Source organism: Bifidobacterium sp. ESL0820 (assembly GCF_052606235.1).
Window position 1 is genome coordinate 17,712 of the sequence record NZ_CP199594.1, and the last position, 19,170, is coordinate 36,881.

Here is a 19,170-nt window from a genome sequence, read left to right on the forward strand (position 1 = left end):
AATGGTGGGATAGACTTAAGGCCATGTCCGATGAAGCCCGATCAGCCAGCATGACCGCCCACACGGCAGTGGCTCCTCCGCCCGATCCACAGGCAGCGGTCTCTATTCGCGCCCTGGTCAAGTGCTACCAGGGCCGGCCTGCTGTCAATGCCCTCTCTCTGGATATTCCCAGAGGGTCCTTCTATGGGATTGTCGGCCCCAACGGCGCGGGAAAGACCACCACGCTGAACATGGTGACCGGCCTCCTGGCGCCTGACTCCGGAAAGGTCATGATTCTGGGCAGAGACGTATGGTCTGACGTGGATACAGCCAAGCGGATCATAGGCGTCATGCCCCAAGGCGACCAGATCTTCGACAGGCTGACCGGTCTGCAATTGCTGGTCTACTCGGGCATGCTTCGACGGATGCCGCGCGAGGAGGCGCTGAGCAGGGCCAGGGACCTGCTGGAGGCTTTTGACCTGACCGATGCCGGAGGAAAGCGCGTCTGCGATTATTCATCCGGAATGACCAAGAAGATTTGCCTGGCTACTGCCATGATTCATTCCCCCCGGCTTCTGGTGCTGGATGAGCCCTTCGAATCGGTCGACCCGGTCTCCAGCGCCAACCTCAAGGACATCCTGGCCGAGTATGTCGATACAGGAGGAACAGTAGTCATTTCCTCGCATGTCATGGCCCTGGTGGAGCGGATGTGCACGCATGTAGCCATCATCAATCATGGGCTGGTTCGGGCTGATGGCACGGTGGCTCAGGTCGCAGCAGGGGAGGATCTGGAGGATCGCTTCCTGGATCTCGTCGGCGGCCGCCATCAGGCCCGCCGGATCGCTTGGCTGAACGGTTCCGGGTCCGAGGAAGACCAGGAGGCGGAATGAGAACGGCAGCCACCATCATCGCCATGCGTTGGTCCATTGCCTGGGGAACGGTCAAGCACTCCTCCTGGCAGATGGTCGGGGCCATCATCAGCCTGCTCATGGTCATTGGCATCTGCCTGGCCTCCTGGCAGGCTGCGCTGGCACTGGGGGGATGGCTGCCCAAGGCCGATCCGGGCGACCGCCAGCGTATGGGAACCATCTTGGTCCTGTTCCTGGTCGGGCTGACCCTGGGAGTGATTCTGATCCAACTGACCTTTCTGGGCCAGGGGTCGATCCTGGGCCCTTCGCGATTCATCCTTTACGGGATTCCTGACGGTCAGTTGCAATTGGGGCTCTACCTGGCCGGGCTGGCCGGGCCTGCGGGATTGACCGGTCTTGTCTGCTTCCTGGCTCTGACGGCCATCTATGCCCGCATGGGTGTCGGAGCTGCGATCGTGGCTTTGGTAGCGGCACTGCTGGCTGTCATGGTGTTGCTGGCCTTGTCCCGTGCAATTTTGGACCTGGTCGTTACACTGATGGTTTCTCGGCGCACCCGGTCCGGGCTCTATCTGCTGGTCACCATGGTGATCATGGTTTTGTGCATGCTGCCCTCTTTGCTGAGCAGTGGGGTTATGAACGGTATGGCAGTGGACGCCGACTCCATGAAATCCGTGGCCGATTTGCTTGCTTGGACGCCGCTGGGTGCCGCTGTCCGTCTGCCTGAGGATCTTATTTTGGGATCATGGTGGGCTCTGGCCGGACGTCTGTTTATGGAGCTGGCCACACTGGCTCTCTGCTTCATGATCGGCATGGTGTGCCTGCGTCATGACCGTTTGCATACTGGGGCGAGTGCTGAGCGGCCGACAGCTTCCAAGGGACTGGGGATGCTGGGCCGGTCCCGGAACACTGTGGATGCAATGATCGCACGGCTCCTGATCTATCTGCGTCAAGATTCCCGCAAGCTGTCTATCTATCCGCTTTTGCTGGTCCTGATGGTTCTGTACGCAATACTCTTCCGTCAGATGCCCATGCTGATATGGCTGGGACCGGTTTTGGGCGCCCTGATACTGGAGATTCCCGAGGGCAACGCCTTGGCCTACGATGGGCTCGCCCTGCGAATGGAGATAGCTGCGGGAGTGAAGGGTCGTGAGGACCGGCTGTCCCGGGTCCGCAGCCATCTGATCGTGGCTATGCCCTGCATGCTCCTGCTTGGGCTGGTGACTTTGATCCTCTCCGGGGCAATGAAGGGTGGAAGGGACCTGGCCATCTCCTTGGATATGCTTGCTGTGACGGTCGGATTGCTTCTGTCTGGTCTGGGAGTTGCTCAGATTTTCTCGGCCCTGCTGATCTATCCGGTCCCTTCTATGGACCAGCCCTTCACTTCGCCCCAGGGGCGTGCTGTTGCCCAAGGCTTCCTGCCAATGCTGCAGTTGCTGGCTAGCCTGGTGATCATGCTGCCCACTTTATTAGTGGCGCTGCTGTCCATGACCAAAGGCGGGATGCTTCCGCTCTGGCTGCCTATGCCGGTAGCACTGGCCAACGGTTTGATTACCCTCGCCATAGGTGTAGCTTTAGGGTCCCGGATCTTCGATCGTCGACAGTCGGCCATTCTGCTGACTCTGGATCGCTATGCCTCTCTGCAGTCCTGATGCAGTGACAGGACCAGTACTAGGCTAGTTAGATGATGCCTACCGATCCGAACTCGGTTGGCGAGCACAAGTCCGGGAGTGAGCAATTGGGTGACAGACATCAGCTGCGCATGACACGCCGTCGTCGGATCAAGCGACGCTGGCGGGTGGCCCTGTCCACGCTTGTGGCTGTCATACTGGTTGCCGGCTATGCATGCATGGACCTGGCTGACCTGGTGCCTGGACCGCTGACCTTGGCCAAGACCAGTCATTCTTCGGTCCCCCCTGCGGTCATGATGGGCGTGCCGCCGACCCTTGCCGCCGACAAGCCTGGGTCCGCAGCGGATGCCGGCCAGGTCCAGCAGCTGGTCAACGCTTTCGCTGATACGCCGGGCCTGGGCAATGGCTACTCGCTGGTCGTGCGACAGGCTGACGGACGGGTGCTGGCCCAGAGGAACGCCGACCAGGCGCGCCAACCGGCCTCCACCATGAAGACCTTGACCGCAGCCGCAGCCGCCTCTGTTTTGGACATGTCCTCACAGCTGGATACTGAGGCGGTTCTGGATTCCTCTGCTCCCTCGCAGGCAACGCTGACCCTGCGCGGTCACGGCGATATGCTCCTAGGTGTAGGCAAAGACGACCCCATGCATGTCAATGGCCGGGCCGGACTAGGGACTCTGGCCGAGAAGACGGCTCAGGCTCTGCGCCAGCAGGGGATCGACCGAGTGGCCCTGGCCTACCAAGACACGCTTTTCGGCGACGATCGGGAGCCGGAGGGAATTGCAGAAAATAATCCTGATGGAATCTACTTCCAGGTGCCGGTCTCCATGGCTGTGGATGAGGCCCGGCAGGGACGGACTGAGCCTGTTGTCTACCCGGATGCAGGGGTCTACTTGCCCAGGGTCGAAAACCCGGCTCAGGCCGCTGCAGTATCCTTCGCCAGCCGCCTGATGGAGTCCGGGATCCAGGTGGACAATGCCCAGGGGCCCGACCGGACCGACCACGCCCAGGGCAGGGTTCTGGCCCGTATCCACTCGGCGCGGCTCAGTGAGGTTATGTCGCTGATGCTGCGCAACTCCGACAACAGCCTGGCCGAGCTTTTCGGCCGTCTGACCGCCTTGGCCCTGAACATGCCCAACAGCCCAGCTGGTGCCGTGAAAGCCGTTATCAGCACATTGAACAAGCTGGGCGTGGACACCGCGGGACTCAACATGGCCGACTGCTCGGGGCTTACTCCTGGCTCCGTCCTGCGGGTGGGCACCTTGGCTGACGTCCAGCAACTGGCTCTTGCTGACAAGGGCTTGACCCCCCTGGTCAAGGGCCTGTCTGTAGTGGGCCTGACCGGCACAGCGGCCAGCCGAAAGGTGGATGACCAGGCTGATGGACTGATTCGGGTCAAGACCGGCACTCTGGATCAGGTGACCTCGCTTACGGGCAATGTGATTCGTCGCTCTGGCGGCGTTTTGGTCTTTGCTGTGGTCGTCAACGATTCCGAGGACGCGGCTGCTGCCCGACAGGCTGTGGACACCTTGGTCGGATCCTTGGATCGGATTTGAGCAGGAAGAAGCCTGGACCATGGTCTATTCAGCGGCAATGAAAAAGGCGGTGGGGCTCCTGCGTTCGACCCTTGACGGGGAGGGCTTGGGCCTGCAGGATCAGCGGTTCGCCCATCACGGGGTGCATCGGCCCGATCCGGATGCCCCATTGATTCTGGTGGCCTGCTCTGGAGGCCGGGATTCCCTGGCCCTGGCCTGTGCGGCCCACCTGGTGGCCGACATGACCGGGCTGCGGTGCGGTGCCCTGCTGATCGATCATGGTCTGATGCCTGATTCGGATCAGGTCGCAGAGCGCGCGGCTGGAACCTGCCGGAAGCTGGGATTGGATCCGGTCCGCGTCACCAGAGTGGATGTACCGGTCACCTCGGCCGGCCCTGAGGCCGATGCACGTGCAGCCCGCTACCAGGCGCTCTCCGAACAGGCCCTCGAGCTGGGGGCCAAGGCCGTCCTTCTGGCGCACACTCGTGACGATCAGGCTGAGACGGTGCTGATCGGACTGATTCGCTCACAGGGGCTGGAGGCCATCACCGGCATGGCTCGGCGTGTGGAGCGTGGGGGAATGCGTTACCTGCGTCCCTTTCTGGACCTGGACCGGAAGGATACCACGGCTATTTGCCGCCAGCAGGGGATCGACTGGTGGGATGACCCTACTAACGGCGATGATCGACCGGCTGATTCCACGCTTCCCGAGACCCTGCCGCTGCGCTCGCGGATCCGCCACGACCTGCTGCCAGCCTTGAATCGCTTCGCTGGGCGGGACATGGCCCGCCGCCTGGCCCTTGGCGCGGATATGGCCCGTCTGGATCAGGATTATTTGGACACCCAGGTGGATGGCTTGTTCCAGCGGCTGGTCTCCCGCCCCGATTCGGACCAGATAGCCAAGGGGGTGCTGGCCTGCTTGGATGCCCACGGATTGGCCGACTGCCATCCGGCTCTGCGCACCCGCTTGCTGGCCCAGGTACTGACCAAACTGGGCATACGGTTCACGGCCGTGCAGGTCCAGGCTCTGGATAATTTGGTCTGCCGGTGGCACGGCCAGCAGGGCCCTCGTTTTCCCAGCTCCCATACAGCAATCCGTAAGGGTCAAGTCATTCTCATATGCAATGATGGAGACCATGCGCATCGCTGATATTCAATCCCATATCGACCATGAACTGGTGTCCAAGGAACGGATAGAAGAGCTGATCAACCGGACGGCCAAGCAGGTCAGCCGGGATTACCGGGGCAAGAACCCGATCATGCTGGCCGTGCTCAAGGGGGCTTTCAACACGCTTGCCGCCCTCTCGCAGGCCGTCACCATTCCGGTTCAGATCGAGTTCATGAGCATCTCCAGCTATCCGGCAGGCAAGACCAGCGTTTCTGAGGGAGACCTGGACATCAGGATGGATTTGGACTGCGATGTGCGCGGTCGGCATATTCTGATCGTTGAGGATATTATCGATTCCGGCTACACCTTGCACTGGTTGGTCGAGCATCTCAAGGAGCGAGGGGCTGCATCGGTGGAGATCTTCACTCTGCTGGACAAGACCTCGCGGCACGAGGTGGAGGTGGATGTCAAATATCCAGGGTTCGCCATACCCGACGAATTCGTTGTGGGCTTTGGGCTGGATTACGACGAGCAGTACCGTAATCTCGACTCGATAGCCGTACTCAGGTCCGAGGAATATATGGACCCGACCCAGAAACAGGATCATCAGGATCAGGGGGAGCAGTCATGAGCTACTCGCAGGGACCGCAGCAGGGTCCGCCCAATGGGGGCAAGGACAACGGAGACAAGGGCAACAACCCCTTCAACTTCAACCTGGGCAACAACGGTTCTGGCCCCAATGGGGGCAACCGCTCATTCTGGCGTTCCCCTTGGCTCTGGGGGATTCTGGCCGTGGTCATCATCCTGGCCATCTTCGGCTTCTTCAGCAGCCAGAACGGCGCTCAGACCATCGATACCCAGGACGGCCTGGAGCTGCTGAACGACCGCAGCAGCATGGTCAAGAAGGCCGAGATCACCGAGAAAATGCAGGTTGTCGAGCTCAAGCTCAATAGTGACTTCGTCAAGGATGTGCCCGGCTTCCGCGGCAACCGCACCTCCAAGAACTTCGGCAAGGACGTGCAGTTCTACTACGTGGAGGCCCAGGGGCAGCAGGTGGTCAAGGCCGTAGAGAAGGCCAAGCCCTCCGAGGGGTACAACTCGGTGGTGCCGCAGACCAGCATGATGAGCTACCTGATATCCTCCATCCTGCCCATGCTGATCATTTTGGGAGTCTTTTGGTTCCTGCTCTCGCGCATGTCCTCGGCGGCCGGCGGCGGCATGTTCGGCATGGGGGGCAAGAAGAACTCCGCCAAGCTCAGCGACGGGCAGACCCCCAAGACCAAGTTCTCGGACGTGGCCGGCGAGGAGGCCGCAGTCCAGGAGGTGGAGGAGATCAAGGAGTTCCTCAAGGATCCCTCCAAGTACAAGGCCCTGGGCGCTCGCATACCCCGTGGCGTCCTGCTCTATGGCCCCCCTGGAACCGGCAAGACCCTGCTGGCCAGGGCCATCGCCGGCGAGGCCAGCGTGCCCTTCTACTCCATGGCAGGCTCTGACTTCGTCGAGATGTTCGTCGGTCTGGGCGCCTCCCGAGTGCGCGACCTGTTCGATGAGGCCAAGAAGAACGCGCCGGCCATCATCTTCATCGATGAGATCGATGCTGTGGGCGGCAAGCGCGGCTCCGGCATGAGCGGCGGCCATGACGAGCGCGAGCAGACCCTGAACCAGCTGCTGGTGGAGATGGACGGCTTCGACAACGACACCAACCTGATCATCATCGCAGCCACCAACCGCCCGGACATCCTGGACCCGGCCCTGCTCAGGCCCGGCCGGTTCGACCGTCAGGTGGCCGTGGAGGCCCCGGATCTGGAGGGCCGCGAGGCCATCCTCAAGGTCCACGCCAAGGGCAAGCCCTTCGTGCCTGACGTGGATCTGCACACTGTGGCCGTGCGGACGCCTGGCTTCACCGGCGCCGACTTGGCCAACGTGCTCAACGAGGCTGCTCTGCTGACCGCACGTTCCGATGCCCAGCTGATCGACAACCGGGCCATCGACGAGGCCATCGACCGCGTGCTGAGCGGACCTCGGCGGCGGACCAAGGGCATGGCTCTGGCCGAGATGCGCAACACCGCCTACCATGAGGGCGGCCATGCCATGGTTGCTGCGGCCTTGCACCACACCGACCCGGTCACCAAGGTGACCATTCTGCCTCGCGGGCGGGCCCTGGGCTACACCGCGGTCATGCCCACCACGGACCGTTACTCGCAGTCCCGCAACGAGCTGCTTGACCAGATGGCCTATGCCATGGGCGGCCGCGTGGCGGAGGAGGTGGTCTTCCATGACCCGACCACTGGCGCCTCCAACGACATCGAGAAGGCCACCAGCATCGCCCGCCAGATGGTCCTGCAGTATGGGTTCTCATCCAAGTTGGGCGCCATCAAGTGGGCTGACGAAAATGACCAGGACGCCGGACTCGATGCCCTGAAGCCCCACAACTACTCAGAGAAGACGGCCGAGGCCATCGATGAGGAGGTCCACAATCTCATCGAGACGGCTCACGAAGAGGCTTGGCGGATCATCACTGAAAACCGTGACGTGCTGGATGAGCTCGTTCGACAGCTCCTGGTCAAAGAGACTCTGAACAAGGACGAGCTGGCTGCGGTCTTCGCTGGTCTGCGCAAGGCTCCCGAACGTCAGCTCTGGCTGTCTGCGCCGGATCGGCCGGACTCCGAGCAGCCTCCGGTGGAGATTCCTGAGGAGCTCAGGCGCAGCGTAAACGGACCGTCCGCAGAGGACCAGCACTGAATTCTGAATCGGCTCGGTGCCCTGCATATGGTCCCGGGGCCGGTGCCAGTGAATCTTCCAAGGCGAGGGAGGAGCGTACATCATGGATTCCATCCGTCTGAGTTCCATCAAGGTCGCACCCCTGCATGGCCAGCAGAAGCCTGGGTTCGGCTACCAGGTCGATGCCGTCCTCTACCTGGATTTGAGTGAGGCAGGCAGGCTCAACGACGGCACTCAGACCGTGGACTATGTGCAGATTGTCCGGCGGATCGTCAACCTGGTCCAAAACGAGCCGGCTGATGAGATTCTGGAGTCCCTGACCGCCAAGGTGGCTGATGCCATCCTGCTCTCCCATCAGATCCGCCGCACCCGGGTCACGGTCACCCGTCTGGGTGCTGACCAGGGAACAGGGGTCGGTTTCCAGGTGGGCGTCACCCTGGAGCGTGCGGCCGACGATCAGGTGGAAGGCAACCCGGCCAGCATGGAATCTGGACGAGTCAGGGGCGGCGGGAATGCTGCTCTAGGGCATCCCTCCTTCCTGCTGTCTGGTCAGGCCGATTCTGGCCATGCGGCACAGGCACGGCTGCGTCACCCCGTAACCTCCTCCACGCAGAACGGCCTGTCCTCGGATTTGGAGAATGATAACGAAGCGTCTAGTCAGCCGACTGTTGAGGGGGCCAAGCCAAAGGGCCTTCTGATGCGTGATGTGATTGCGCTGGAGGGAGCATCGGGAACCGACCGGCTGACCATGCTTCGTGCTCTCGCAGCCTTGGACGGGATCCCCGGCAGTCAGTTGGTCGGCATCTCGCCCCTATATGCCTATCGGGACGACCAGGGTGATCAGCGTCTATCGGCCGTGGTTATTCTGCAGACACCGCTGAATCTGGAGGAACTGCGGTCGGCCCTGGACATGGTGGCCGCCCCTATCAGACAGATGGGCGGATTGGATGCAGACGTGGTCGAGGTGGAGAGCTTGGATGGTTCGGTTCTGTCCTCTCAGGACCGTCCGCCTCTGCTGGCTGCCCATGCTCCATCGCGCATTTTGATTCCCTGGGCTTACTTGGAGCCTGAACACAGTCTGCCTGGAGCTGACGGATCCTGTCTGGCAAGCCTGGCCAACCGCGCTCCTGACCGGGATCGCATCAGCCTGGTCTCGGAGGACTGGATTCTGGACGGGTTGTCATGAGGGCCCGCCGCACACCGCTCGTGCACTACCTGGTCGCCCTGGTCTTGGGGCTGATGGGAGGCGCCGGCATCTCGGAACTGGGCATGTCCACCAGGACGGACCTCATGGGGGTTCCCTGGCTGGTCAGCGTATTGCTCTTCCTGCTGGGGGCGGCCATCCTGATCATGGCCTTCCAGGTGCATCGCTACGCCAAGGGAGACCGCAAGGAGATGGATTTGCGCTTCGCGGTCAACGTGCTGATCATGAGCAAGGCCTTGGGCGTTGCCTGTGCCGCCCTGTTGGGCTGGTATGGCAGTCAGGCACTGATCAGCATGGGGCATGCAGGCGCGCCCTATTACACACGGGTCATGCAGGAGTGCCTGGTCGCCTCCCTGGTCTGTCTGATCGATGTCGTGGCCGGAGCTGTGGGGGAGTGGCTCTGCCAGTTGCCCCCGGATGACGGGCCTGAGAACCCCGATCGGCGCAAGTCCTCACGAAGACCCATGGCCGATGCGACCGATACCGCTGACAGGGCGAAGATAAAGGCCAATTCAAGTAAAAGGCCGGGCTGAACAGCGTTCGAGGCCGTAGCCTAAGGCATTTCCGAAGATGGCTAACCTGCTATAGACCAGGCTGTTGACTCATCGCCTTGGAAAAATACGCGATGACCTTGTGGCCGCTCAGTTTTTAGGCACCCTGATCATGGCCTCCTGAACCATGTAGGCTGCCAAATCACCCTGACGGTTGTAAACCTTGGCCATGCACAGGCTGCGGCCGTGGTCGGCCACTGGGGACTCCTGAATAAAGCAGTGCCAATCGCAAGGATCCAGATCCTGATACCACCACATGGCATGGTCGATGGAGGCGAAGGAGATACCCGGGGTGGTCATGCTCAGCCCGGCACGGCGCAGGGCGGGCTCCATCATGATCTGATCGCATTCCATGGCCAGCAGGGCCCGGCGCATCAGCGGATCCAGGTTGGCACTTCCCTGGGTGCGGCTCCAAACGGCCTGGCGGCTCCTGCTGTCATCCTCGGAATCCCTTTTGTCTGCCTCATCCGCATCATCCAGCAGGACCGTGCCGCCGACGTGGCGCATGTCGAAAGGGCTCTGATGGGCATAGTAGTCAGCGAAGGGGGACTGGTCGGCATAGGGTTCCATCAGCTCCCGGGAGCTGGGCAGGTCCTCCGGATCGGGCAGCCCCGTCGGCATGGAGTCGGCATAGCGGATGCCCCCCTGGCCGACCTGCTGGTAGGAGAGCAGGGCGTTCAGGATGGTCCGTTCCCCCTGGTGCAGATCAACACGTCTGGAGGAGAAGGAGCGCCCATCTCGAATGGTCTCGACTTCGGCTTGAACGTCCTGATCCAAGAGTCCAGTGCGCAGGTAATAGGCGTGCATCGAGTGGGGCAATCGACCCTCCGGCACGGTCCGCCCGCCGGCCATGATGGCCTGACCCAGCAGCTGGCCCCCGTAAAGGCGGCCTGTGGGGAAGTCCAGCGATTTGCCTAGAAAACGGGAACGGCCATCGTCAGGCTGCTGTTTTTGCAAATTCAACCCGGCGATGGCCTGGGCCAGTGCTTCATCCTCGGTGCTCATGCTTCTCCTGGGCCCTCGATCCCTCGTGATGTGCTTCGTTCAGCGGGTCAGTTTGCGGTGGATGCGGTGGGGCCTGGAGGCCTCCTCGCCCAGACGCTTGACCTTGTTCTCCTGGTAGGCCTGGAAGTTGCCCTCGAACCAGTACCAGGAGGCCGGATTCTCGTCCGTGCCCTCCCAGGCCAGAATATGAGTGGCGATCCGGTCCAGGAACCAGCGGTCGTGGGAGATGACCACAGCGCAGCCGGGGAAGGCCAACAGGGCGTTCTCCAGGCTCTCCAGGGTTTCCACATCCAAGTCGTTGGTCGGCTCGTCCAGCAGGAGGAGGTTGCCGCCCTGCTTGAGGGTGAGTGCCAGGTTCAGTCTGTTGCGCTCGCCGCCGGATAGGACGCCGGCCGGCTTCTGCTGATCCGAACCCTTGAAGCCGAATGAGGCCACATAGGCGCGGGTGGGCACCTCGACGCCGCCGACCTCGATGAAGTCCAGCCCGCCGGAGACCACCTCCCAGAGGTTCTTGTTGGGGTCGATGCCCTCGCGGTTCTGATCCACATAGGAGATCTTGACCGTGTCGCCGACCTCCAAGGAGCCCGATGTCAGAGGCTCCAAGCCCACAATGGTCTTGAAGAGCGTCGACTTGCCCACGCCATTGGGTCCGATGACGCCCACAATCCCGTTTCGAGGCAGGGTGAAGCTCAGATCGTCGATCAGGACGCGGTCGCCGAAGGCCTTGTGGATGTGCTCGGCCTCCAGCACCTTGGAGCCCAGACGGGGACCCGGCGGAATCTGAATCTCGGAGAAGTCCAGCTTCTTGTTGTTCCGGGCCTCGTTCTCCATCTGCTCATAGCGCTCCAGACGGGCCTTGTTCTTGGCCTGCCGGGCCTTGGGGGAGGAGCGGACCCATTCCAGTTCGTTGTTGAGACGCTTGGCCAGTTTGGCGTCCTTCTGCCCCTGGACCTCCAGACGCTTGGCCTTGGTCTCCAAGTAGGTGGAGTAGTTGCCCTGGTAGGGGTAGAGGTGGCCGCGATCCACCTCGCAGATCCATTCGGCCACGTTGTCCAGGAAGTACCGGTCGTGGGTCACGGCCAGGACGGCGCCCTTATAGGTGTGCAGGTACTGCTCCAGCCAGAGGATGGACTCGGCATCCAAGTGGTTGGTGGGCTCGTCCAGCAGGAGCAGGTCGGGGGCTTCCAGCAGCAGCCGGCATAGAGCCACCCGGCGGCGCTCCCCTCCAGAGATGACCGAGACCGGGGTGTCCGGGTCGGGGCACTGCAGGGCATCCATGGCCTGATCCAGCTGGGAATCCAGATCCCAGCCGTTGGCGGCATCAATTTGCTCCTGGAGCTGGCCCATCTCGGTCATGAGGGCGTCGTAATCGGCATTGGGATCGGCCATCTGCTCGCCGATCTGGTTGAAGCGGTCCACCTTGCTCATGATGTCGCCGAAGGCCATGCGAATGTTCTCGCCAACGGTCTTGTCTTCGTCCAGGGGCGGCTCCTGCTGGAGGATGCCTACCGTGTAGCCGGGGGTGAGCTGAGCCTCGCCGTTGCTGACCGTGTCCAGGCCAGCCATGATCCGCAGCAGGGTGGACTTGCCCATGCCGTTGGGGCCCACCACGCCGATCTTGGCGCCGGGCAGGAAACTCAGGGTCACATCGTCCAGGATGACGCGGTCGCCGAAGGACTTGCGCGCCTTGATCATCTGATAAATGAATTCGGCCAAGAAGCTACCTCACAGAACCATAGAAAAGACAGTGGAAACTGCATTCATGGTAGTGGGAACTTCTGACTTATGCGCCGGGCTGATAAGCAAGGTCAGTCAGGCGGATGGCCGCCTATAAACAAGACCTATGACCAGACCCTGGTTCTGCCGCCGTGGTCGGGGTAGCCTTGAGTCGACGTTCCCGCCCGGCATGCGCAGGTCAAGGAACGCCGGACGGACCTTTGCCGGCTTGGGCGGGTTCCCTCCTATCGCTGTGCGCATGAGGAACGGGCCGTCCGCTCTATGACGGTCGCAAGGGAGTATCAATGACGAAGAAACAGCAGCAGGGTCGGATTTCCACAGCTCATCGGTTGCGTTGGAGGCCGCTTGACATAGCGGTCGGCGCAGGCCTGGGCGCGGTGTCGGGGTTGATTTACTGGTTGGCCAGCCTGCTCGCCTCGTGGATATTCCCGCTGATGACGGCCCTGCTTCCGGGGATGGCGGCCCTTTTGCATGGGGTCTTCTACTTTCCCTGCACCCTTTCCCTGCTGATACTGCGCAAGCCAGGCGCAGCCGTCTACGTTGGCATCATCAGTGTCCTGGTCGAGATTCTGCCTGGCAACGCCTATAACGTGCCGATGATTTTGGTGGAGGCCATCGTCGAGGCCCTGTGCGCGGAACTGGCCTTCGGAATATTCCGCTACCGTCGTTGGACCCTGGGAACGACCGTTCTGGGGGGTGTCCTGATAGCCTTGGTCTATAACGCTTTTCTCCTGGCCTTCTATTATCAGGGGGTCTCCCTCCTCAGCCCGAGGGGGATCATCGGCACCATCTGCGAGCTGATCAGTGGAGTGGTCCTGGCTGGACTGGTCAGCTGGTTCCTCTTCCGGGCCATCGGCAGCACCGGTGCTCTGGATCGGCTGGCATCCGGGCAGGATGTCAGGCAGGTCTGAATATCGGCATCCTCGCCCAACCGACCGTATTGACCATATGTTTATTGACTCAGTGTTTCCCGTGCAGCTGTGACAGCCCATACCGGGCAGGAAGGGCCCTACTATGACCAAACTTCGTTCCTACCTTGCAGCAGCGGTGCTTCCGCTCATCCTGGCAGCGGGCGCCTGCGGCCCCTCCCAGGCCACACAAGAAGACAGGATTGACCCTCAGGCCGCCATCAGCGTCAACAATGCCGAACCTACGGCTCCGCTGATTCCCTCCAGCACCAACGACACCGCGGGCTGGAAGGTGGTGACCCAGCTCTTCGACGGGTTGGTCACCTTCGATGCCAAAGGCGGGATGACCCTGGTCGAGGCCAAATCGATTACTCCCAATGAGGATGCAAGCCAGTACACGATTGTCCTCAAACCAGGACTCACCTTCAGCGACGGGGAGAAGATCACAGCCAAGACCTATGCGGATTCCTGGTCCTTCGCGGCGAATGCAGCCAATGGGCAGCTGGGCGCCTCGGCTTTTTCGACCATCGCCGGGTACGAGCAGGTGCAGGATGAGCATGGCGACCCCAAGGCTCCTCTGTCCGGTCTCCGGGTGGTCGACGACCTGACCCTGGAGGTGACCATGGACAAGCCGGATTCCTCCTTCCCCTACAAGGTGGGAGATGTGGCCTTCCTGCCACTGCCGGCAGCCGCCTACAAGGACATCAAGGCCTTCGGCAAGAAACCGATCGGGAACGGGCCCTACCGCTTCAAATCATGGGTGCCCAATCAGGGGATCAAGCTGGAGAAGGATCCCTCATACAAGGGACCGCGCAAGGCTCGGAACGGAAGCCTGGAGTTCAGGGACTACCAGAGCCTCGATGCCGCCTATGCCGATATCCAAGCCGGTCACCTGGATGTGCTCGATACGGTTCCGGTCTCCCGCCTGAAAACCTTCCATACCGATTCGGGCCTGCAGCCCCTGATCAAGCCAGGGCCGGCCTTCCGGTCCCTGACCATCCCGCAAGGCCTGCAGCATTTCCAGGGGCAGGAGGGCGCCCTTCGCCGGGCGGCCCTGTCGTATGCTCTGGATCGCGCGAAAATAGCCGACAAGGTCTTCGCTGGTTCGGTTACGCCGGCCACTGATTTCCTGGCACCCACCATCAAGGGCAATGCCTCCGACATCACAGGCAAAGAGGTGCTGGGCCACAATCCGGACCAGGCCCGTAAACTGTGGAAGCAGGCTGATGCCATATCTCCCTGGGAAGGCACGCTTCGCATTGCGTACAGTGCCGACGGGGCAGACAAGGACTGGGTTGATGCGGTTCTGCATGAGTATGCCCAGGTTCTGGGAATCAAGACGGCACCGAATATCTTCCCGACTGGCAAGGAATTCAATACTGCAGTTCATAACCGTCAGGTCAACAGTATTTTCAATTCGGGCATCACCTCGGACTATCCCCACCCCGAAGGCTACTTGGTTCAGGGATATGCCTCCAGCCAGGCCGATGGCAAGGGTCTGAACAATGGGGACTACAAGAGCGCCGAATACGATGCCATTCTTTCCCGTGCCGCGTCAAAGACCGTTCAGGACGAAGCCATGCAGGATTACCGCGAGGCTGAAGCCGTTCTCTTCAAGGATCTTCCGGTGCTGCCGCTCTGGTACAGGAAGGTCTCAGCGGTGGCCGGCAAGCAGGTTCGCCAGGCTCCTTTCGGATACATGGGTCTACCTGTCTACAACCAGGTCACCAAGTAAGTCCGACAACCCGGATCTGGCTGATGACGAGTCGTTTTGATACCATGACTCTGGCCGGTACGGTCGGCGCGGGGCCTTAGCTCAGTCGGTTAGAGCAAACGACTCATAATCGTTCGGTCCAGGGTTCAAGCCCCTGAGGCCCCACACAGACAAGCCCCCCGGAACCTTTAGAAGGTTCCGGGGGGCTTTATTGATGGATTGAATTAAGAGGTTCAGGTTTCTCAGCCCAGCACTGGTTCGCGTCTTCGATGACTGCCAGTGGAATGACTAAGGTTTTGTCCCCCGAACTTTCTTGATAGTCTTAGTAGAAGGACCAGCCCCGGCTAATGTCGGGGCCGTCCTCTCGCCGCCTAGCTCTAGCATCCATGATTCACCGATGCAAATATGTATGGCTTCACATGTAAGCCGGGGGAAAAGAGCTAGGCGCGTTTTTTATGTCGGATCATAGAGCACCCTCGGTGTATATCCACTTCTCGGTGCCCCAAACGTGCTAACGTAGACAGCCATCAGATCTGCGCACGGCACAATAATCCGGAAGCGCTTCCGTAGAACCGCTAAGTATGAGAATTTATCAGGGAAAAGAATACGGGACGGGCTCGAGTAGGAGCCGTCGGCTTATGCCGGGAAACTATACGCATGTACATCTCCTCTGGAACTGAAAATAGTTCAGCCCCTGTAGGTCCATCGTGTATACGTCCCCCGTATATCTTGTACTAATCATACACCTTGGAGGGGGTGTGTCAAAGCTGAGCAGGGCGAGCCGGGGTGCTCTGATCTGGGTCTGCAGCCGCATTGCGTATCGTGTGTAAATAGCGGTAGACGCTGGGTGAGGAGATCCCTAGAGCCCGGGCAACCGTGTCCACCGAGCCCTTGACCAGGAAGACCCCTGACCCATCCAGGCGCGTGATCAGCTGCAGTCGCTCCTGCCGGTTCATTCTTGCCGGAGGAATACCAAGCTCTGCGGCGAATTCGGCAATATTATGCGTAACGACTTCGTCTGTGTTGACTGAGAGTACTTCACGGGTCGATTGGCCGGTCCCGGTCTCAGCATCCGATTCTTCTGATGCGGCTCTATCGTCGTTCAGTACCGCAGCAGGATCGGCCAGTCCCAGAGCGTCCAGATAAGCGCTTGCTCTTCTGAGCTCTTTGCTGGCCTGTCGGAAGGCGGAGCTGTCGAAATTGATGCAGAGAAAGCCGATCACCCGTCCTCTGGAATTCCGCACGAACAGGGTGGACGAGACCACGGGATGCCCCTGGATGGTGTAGCCAGCGTAATGGGTCAAATAGTTGTGCTGGTCGTATTCGTGGTTCCGCCAGATGTGCAGGACCAGGTCGGTGGCGGGACTGCCTATGGTGCGTCCGCTCAAGTTGCCGTTGGCGATGGCAACCACCGAATGCGAGAAATCCTTGACGTTCTGAAGCACAACTTCCGTCTTGGGGCCGAGGATCTTACCCAGGAAGTCCACCAGCGGGACGAAAAGCTGCAGAGAAGATGAAACGGGCTTTGATGCACTCATTTGGTCACCCCATCCACTGACTAAAGCCAGATAGTACCATCGCTGCTCTGGTATTAGACGCAGACACTCGGACGGAGCCCGCAGCTGTAGACTGGCGGAAGGTCGCTGCGAGCACATCTGCACGGGATGAGAGGTTGACTAATGACATACGATTTCACCAGTATCATGGACAGGCACGGCAAGGACGCCATTGCGGTTGACGGCCTGGGTGCCGAGCCTGGATTCGCCCCCGATCCTCCCAAGGAGGGCTTCGATGTCATCCCCATGTGGATTGCCGATATGAACTTCCCTACGGTGCCGACCATACCCGAGGCCATCATCGAGCGTGCCAAGCACCCGGCCTTTGGCTACTTCAATCCCACTGACGAGTACTACGACGCCATCATCAACTGGCAGCGCACCCGCAATGGTGTGGAAGGCCTGACGGCTGAGGACATCGGCTATGAGAACGGGGTCCTGGGCGGGGTTGTCTCGACTTTGACTGCCTTCGCGGCTCCCGGCGATGCGGTTTTGCTCCACAGCCCGACCTACGTCGGCTTCACCTCCTGCATCGAGAACAATGGCTACCACATCGTGCACAGCCCCTTGAAGAAGGACGAGCAGGGCGTTTGGCGCATGGACTTCGAAGACATGGATCGCAAGCTCAAGGAGAACAACATCCATGTGGCGGTCTTCTGCAGCCCGCACAACCCCTGCGGCCGTGTCTGGGAGAAGTGGGAGATCGAGAAGGCCATGGAAGTATATAAGGAGAACGACTGCGTGGTCATCTCCGACGAGATCTGGTCAGACTTGATCCTGTCGGGCCACAGGCACATCCCCACCCAATCGGTCAGCGAGGATGCCCGCAACAGGACGGCTGCCTTCTATGCACCCAGCAAGACCTTCAACCTGGCCGGGCTGGTCGGCTCCTACCACATCATCTACAACAAGTATCTGCGCGACAGGATTGTGGCCAAGGGGTCCAAGGCCCACTACAACGACATGAACGTGCTGTCCATGCATGCCCTGATCGGGGCCTACAAGCCCCAGGGACAGGAGTGGGTGGATGAACTCCGGCAGGTTTTGACCGGGAATGTGGACTACGCCTACGATTACATCCGGCAGCATTTCGAGGGAGTCGAGCTTTCCAAGCCCCAAGGCACCTACATGCTCTTCCTTGATTGCACGCAGTGGTGCAAGAACCATGATCTGGGCCTGGACCAGCTGCTCAAGCGTGCCTGGGATGTGGGTGTGGCCGTCCAGGACGGGCGGCAGTTCAAGGCTCCCTGCGCCATCCGCATGAACCTGGCTCTGCCTTTGAGCCGTGTCCAGGAGGCCATGGACCGTCTGGACAAGTACGTCTTCAACGCCTGAATGATCCCTGAACGATCGTGGACCCTCGCTATCGGACAGAGCCGATCGGCGAGGGTCCATCATATGCGGGCGAATCCTTGCTAAAGACTCACTGGAACTGCATGCCGCCGTCCACAATCAGGGTCTGGCCGGTGATGTAGTCAGAGTCGTGCCCAGCCAGGAAGGCTACGGCATTGGCCACATCCTCGGGCTCGGAAAGCCGCCCCAGGGCGATGCCGTCCGAGAAGGTGGACATGCCCCACTCGTCATCCTTGCCGGCGTTGGCCCCGACCTGATGTGCGATGTCCATCATCATGGGCGTCTTGACGATGCCGGGGGCGTAGGCGTTGGCGGTGATGCCCTCCTTGGCCAGATCGCGTGCAGCCACCTGGGTCAGGCCGCGGATGGCGAACTTGGTGGAGGAATAGAGCATCAAATTGGGATTGCCCACCACCCCTGCCTGGCTGGCGGCGTTGATGATCTTGCCCCCGTGGCCTCGATCACGGAAGGCCTGGACGGCGGCCTGCATGCCCCAGATGGTTCCTGCCACGTTGACGTGGTAGACCTTGTCGAACAGCTCCGGGGTGATGGAATCGATGGGGGTGGTCGGTCCCAAGCCAGCGTTGTTGACGATCACATTGAAGTCGCCCAGTTTGGTGGCCGTCTTCTCTACCGCCGAGCGCACCTGGACACGATCGGTCACGTCCAGGGTGACAGCCATGGCCCGTCCCTCAGATTGATTGATGGAGTCGGCCACTGCCTGGGCCTTGTCGGTGTTCATGTCCGCCACGGCCACGGCGAACCCGTCCTTGGCCAGACGGCGGGCAGTGGCCTCGCCGATTCCCTGAGCCGCCCCTGTAACGAACGCCACTTCCTGCTGCATTGCTGCCCTCCTTTGTCGCCTCGCCGGGCCGGTCGGTCCGACTGTTTGATTCTAAAGGGCGAGCGGTCCGCCACACCGGTTGGCTGATTCGGCGTGTGGCGCAAGGGGGTCGTATTCTCCCCGGGTTGCGCTAGACTATTACGCGGTTGCCGGTTCACGTCCGCCACAGGGGCGGTCGACCCGGGGCCCTTGAATCTAGGAGTAACCATGAAGCAGGGAATTCATCCCGATTATCATCCCGTTGAGGTCACGTGCTCGTGCGGCAATACCTTCATCACCCGTTCGACCGCTCCCGGCGATCATATGACGGTTGATGTCTGCTCGCACTGCCACCCCTTCTACACCGGCAAGCAGAAGATTCTGGACACCGGTGGTCGCGTGGCTCGGTTCGAAGCCCGTTACGGCAAGAGGACCAAGTAGCACTTCCAACGCCAGTCCCTTCCGGGTCGCTCTGCTAT

Annotated in this window: 16 protein-coding genes and 1 tRNA gene; 13 read left to right on the forward strand and 4 right to left on the reverse strand. The window is 60.9% G+C overall.

Annotated elements, in window-relative coordinates:
* Positions 1-23 precede the first annotated feature (23 nt).
* The 8 genes from ACUIAH_RS00100 to ACUIAH_RS00135 all read left to right on the forward strand — a co-directional run bounded on the left by ACUIAH_RS00100 (position 24) and on the right by ACUIAH_RS00135 (position 9,577).
* The gene (locus ACUIAH_RS00100; RefSeq protein WP_445340971.1) at positions 24-869 is read left to right on the forward strand and encodes an ABC transporter ATP-binding protein; all 846 of its coding nucleotides are present in this window, start codon (positions 24-26) and stop codon (positions 867-869) included.
* Positions 866-2,497 (forward strand): hypothetical protein, encoded by a 1,632-nt coding sequence (locus ACUIAH_RS00105; protein WP_445340972.1) that lies wholly within the window; start codon positions 866-868, stop codon positions 2,495-2,497. Before ACUIAH_RS00100 ends, ACUIAH_RS00105 begins: the two co-directional genes overlap by 4 nt.
* Before the next feature lie 86 nt (positions 2,498-2,583).
* Positions 2,584-4,032 carry a D-alanyl-D-alanine carboxypeptidase/D-alanyl-D-alanine-endopeptidase gene (locus tag ACUIAH_RS00110; protein ID WP_445340973.1) on the forward strand — a complete coding sequence of 483 codons (1,449 nt, stop codon included), beginning with the start codon at positions 2,584-2,586 and terminating at the stop codon, positions 4,030-4,032.
* Positions 4,033-4,051: 19 nt separating this feature from the next.
* Complete coding sequence (gene tilS, locus ACUIAH_RS00115) at positions 4,052-5,161, forward strand: tRNA lysidine(34) synthetase TilS (protein WP_313838200.1); 1,110 nt, start codon at positions 4,052-4,054, stop codon at positions 5,159-5,161.
* Positions 5,148-5,750 carry a hypoxanthine phosphoribosyltransferase gene (gene hpt, locus ACUIAH_RS00120; RefSeq protein WP_101432715.1) on the forward strand — a complete coding sequence of 201 codons (603 nt, stop codon included), beginning with the start codon at positions 5,148-5,150 and terminating at the stop codon, positions 5,748-5,750. The genes tilS and hpt overlap by 14 nt, the downstream gene beginning before the upstream one ends.
* Complete coding sequence (gene ftsH / locus ACUIAH_RS00125; protein WP_045924746.1) at positions 5,747-7,861, forward strand: ATP-dependent zinc metalloprotease FtsH; 2,115 nt, start codon at positions 5,747-5,749, stop codon at positions 7,859-7,861. The genes hpt and ftsH overlap by 4 nt, the downstream gene beginning before the upstream one ends.
* Positions 7,862-7,943: 82 nt before the next feature.
* Entirely contained in the window at positions 7,944-9,026 is a 1,083-nt protein-coding gene (locus ACUIAH_RS00130; RefSeq protein WP_313838196.1) for a dihydroneopterin aldolase, read from the forward strand.
* Positions 9,023-9,577 (forward strand): DUF3180 domain-containing protein, encoded by a 555-nt coding sequence (locus ACUIAH_RS00135; RefSeq protein ID WP_306221231.1) that lies wholly within the window; start codon positions 9,023-9,025, stop codon positions 9,575-9,577. The genes ACUIAH_RS00130 and ACUIAH_RS00135 overlap by 4 nt, the downstream gene beginning before the upstream one ends.
* A gap of 108 nt (positions 9,578-9,685) precedes the next feature.
* Here the strand turns inward: ACUIAH_RS00135 and ACUIAH_RS00140 are convergent, their stop codons facing one another.
* Together ACUIAH_RS00140 and ettA are read right to left on the reverse strand one after the other, a co-directional pair.
* Positions 9,686-10,600, reverse strand: a complete 915-nt coding sequence (locus tag ACUIAH_RS00140; RefSeq protein WP_445340974.1) for an acyl-CoA thioesterase — start codon at positions 10,598-10,600, stop codon at positions 9,686-9,688.
* 39 nt (positions 10,601-10,639) lie between these two features.
* Complete coding sequence (gene ettA / locus ACUIAH_RS00145; RefSeq protein ID WP_045924742.1) at positions 10,640-12,316, reverse strand: energy-dependent translational throttle protein EttA; 1,677 nt, start codon at positions 12,314-12,316, stop codon at positions 10,640-10,642.
* A gap of 305 nt (positions 12,317-12,621) precedes the next feature.
* Between ettA and ACUIAH_RS00150 the strand changes: the two genes are divergently transcribed.
* From ACUIAH_RS00150 to ACUIAH_RS00160, 3 genes are all read left to right on the forward strand, one after another.
* Positions 12,622-13,248 (forward strand): ECF transporter S component, encoded by a 627-nt coding sequence (locus ACUIAH_RS00150; protein ID WP_445340975.1) that lies wholly within the window; start codon positions 12,622-12,624, stop codon positions 13,246-13,248.
* Between the two features lie 103 nt (positions 13,249-13,351).
* A complete protein-coding gene (locus ACUIAH_RS00155; RefSeq protein ID WP_445340976.1) occupies positions 13,352-14,980 on the forward strand; it encodes a peptide ABC transporter substrate-binding protein in 1,629 nt (542 codons plus the stop codon).
* Positions 14,981-15,050: 70 nt separating this feature from the next.
* Positions 15,051-15,124: transfer RNA gene (locus ACUIAH_RS00160), tRNA-Ile, on the forward strand.
* Positions 15,125-15,720: 596 nt separating this feature from the next.
* Here ACUIAH_RS00160 and ACUIAH_RS00165 read toward each other — a convergent pair.
* Positions 15,721-16,497 carry a helix-turn-helix transcriptional regulator gene (locus tag ACUIAH_RS00165; protein WP_445340977.1) on the reverse strand — a complete coding sequence of 259 codons (777 nt, stop codon included), beginning with the start codon at positions 16,495-16,497 and terminating at the stop codon, positions 15,721-15,723.
* Positions 16,498-16,638: 141 nt separating this feature from the next.
* Between ACUIAH_RS00165 and ACUIAH_RS00170 the strand changes: the two genes are divergently transcribed.
* Positions 16,639-17,850 carry a MalY/PatB family protein gene (locus tag ACUIAH_RS00170; RefSeq protein WP_445340978.1) on the forward strand — a complete coding sequence of 404 codons (1,212 nt, stop codon included), beginning with the start codon at positions 16,639-16,641 and terminating at the stop codon, positions 17,848-17,850.
* A gap of 88 nt (positions 17,851-17,938) precedes the next feature.
* On the opposite strand, the gene ACUIAH_RS00175 is transcribed toward ACUIAH_RS00170, so the two are convergent.
* Positions 17,939-18,712 carry a (S)-acetoin forming diacetyl reductase gene (locus ACUIAH_RS00175; protein ID WP_445340979.1) on the reverse strand — a complete coding sequence of 258 codons (774 nt, stop codon included), beginning with the start codon at positions 18,710-18,712 and terminating at the stop codon, positions 17,939-17,941.
* A gap of 207 nt (positions 18,713-18,919) precedes the next feature.
* On the opposite strand from ACUIAH_RS00175, the gene rpmE reads away from it, so the two are divergent.
* Positions 18,920-19,132 (forward strand): 50S ribosomal protein L31, encoded by a 213-nt coding sequence (gene rpmE, locus ACUIAH_RS00180; RefSeq protein ID WP_015022244.1) that lies wholly within the window; start codon positions 18,920-18,922, stop codon positions 19,130-19,132.
* Positions 19,133-19,170: the final 38 nt, after the last annotated feature.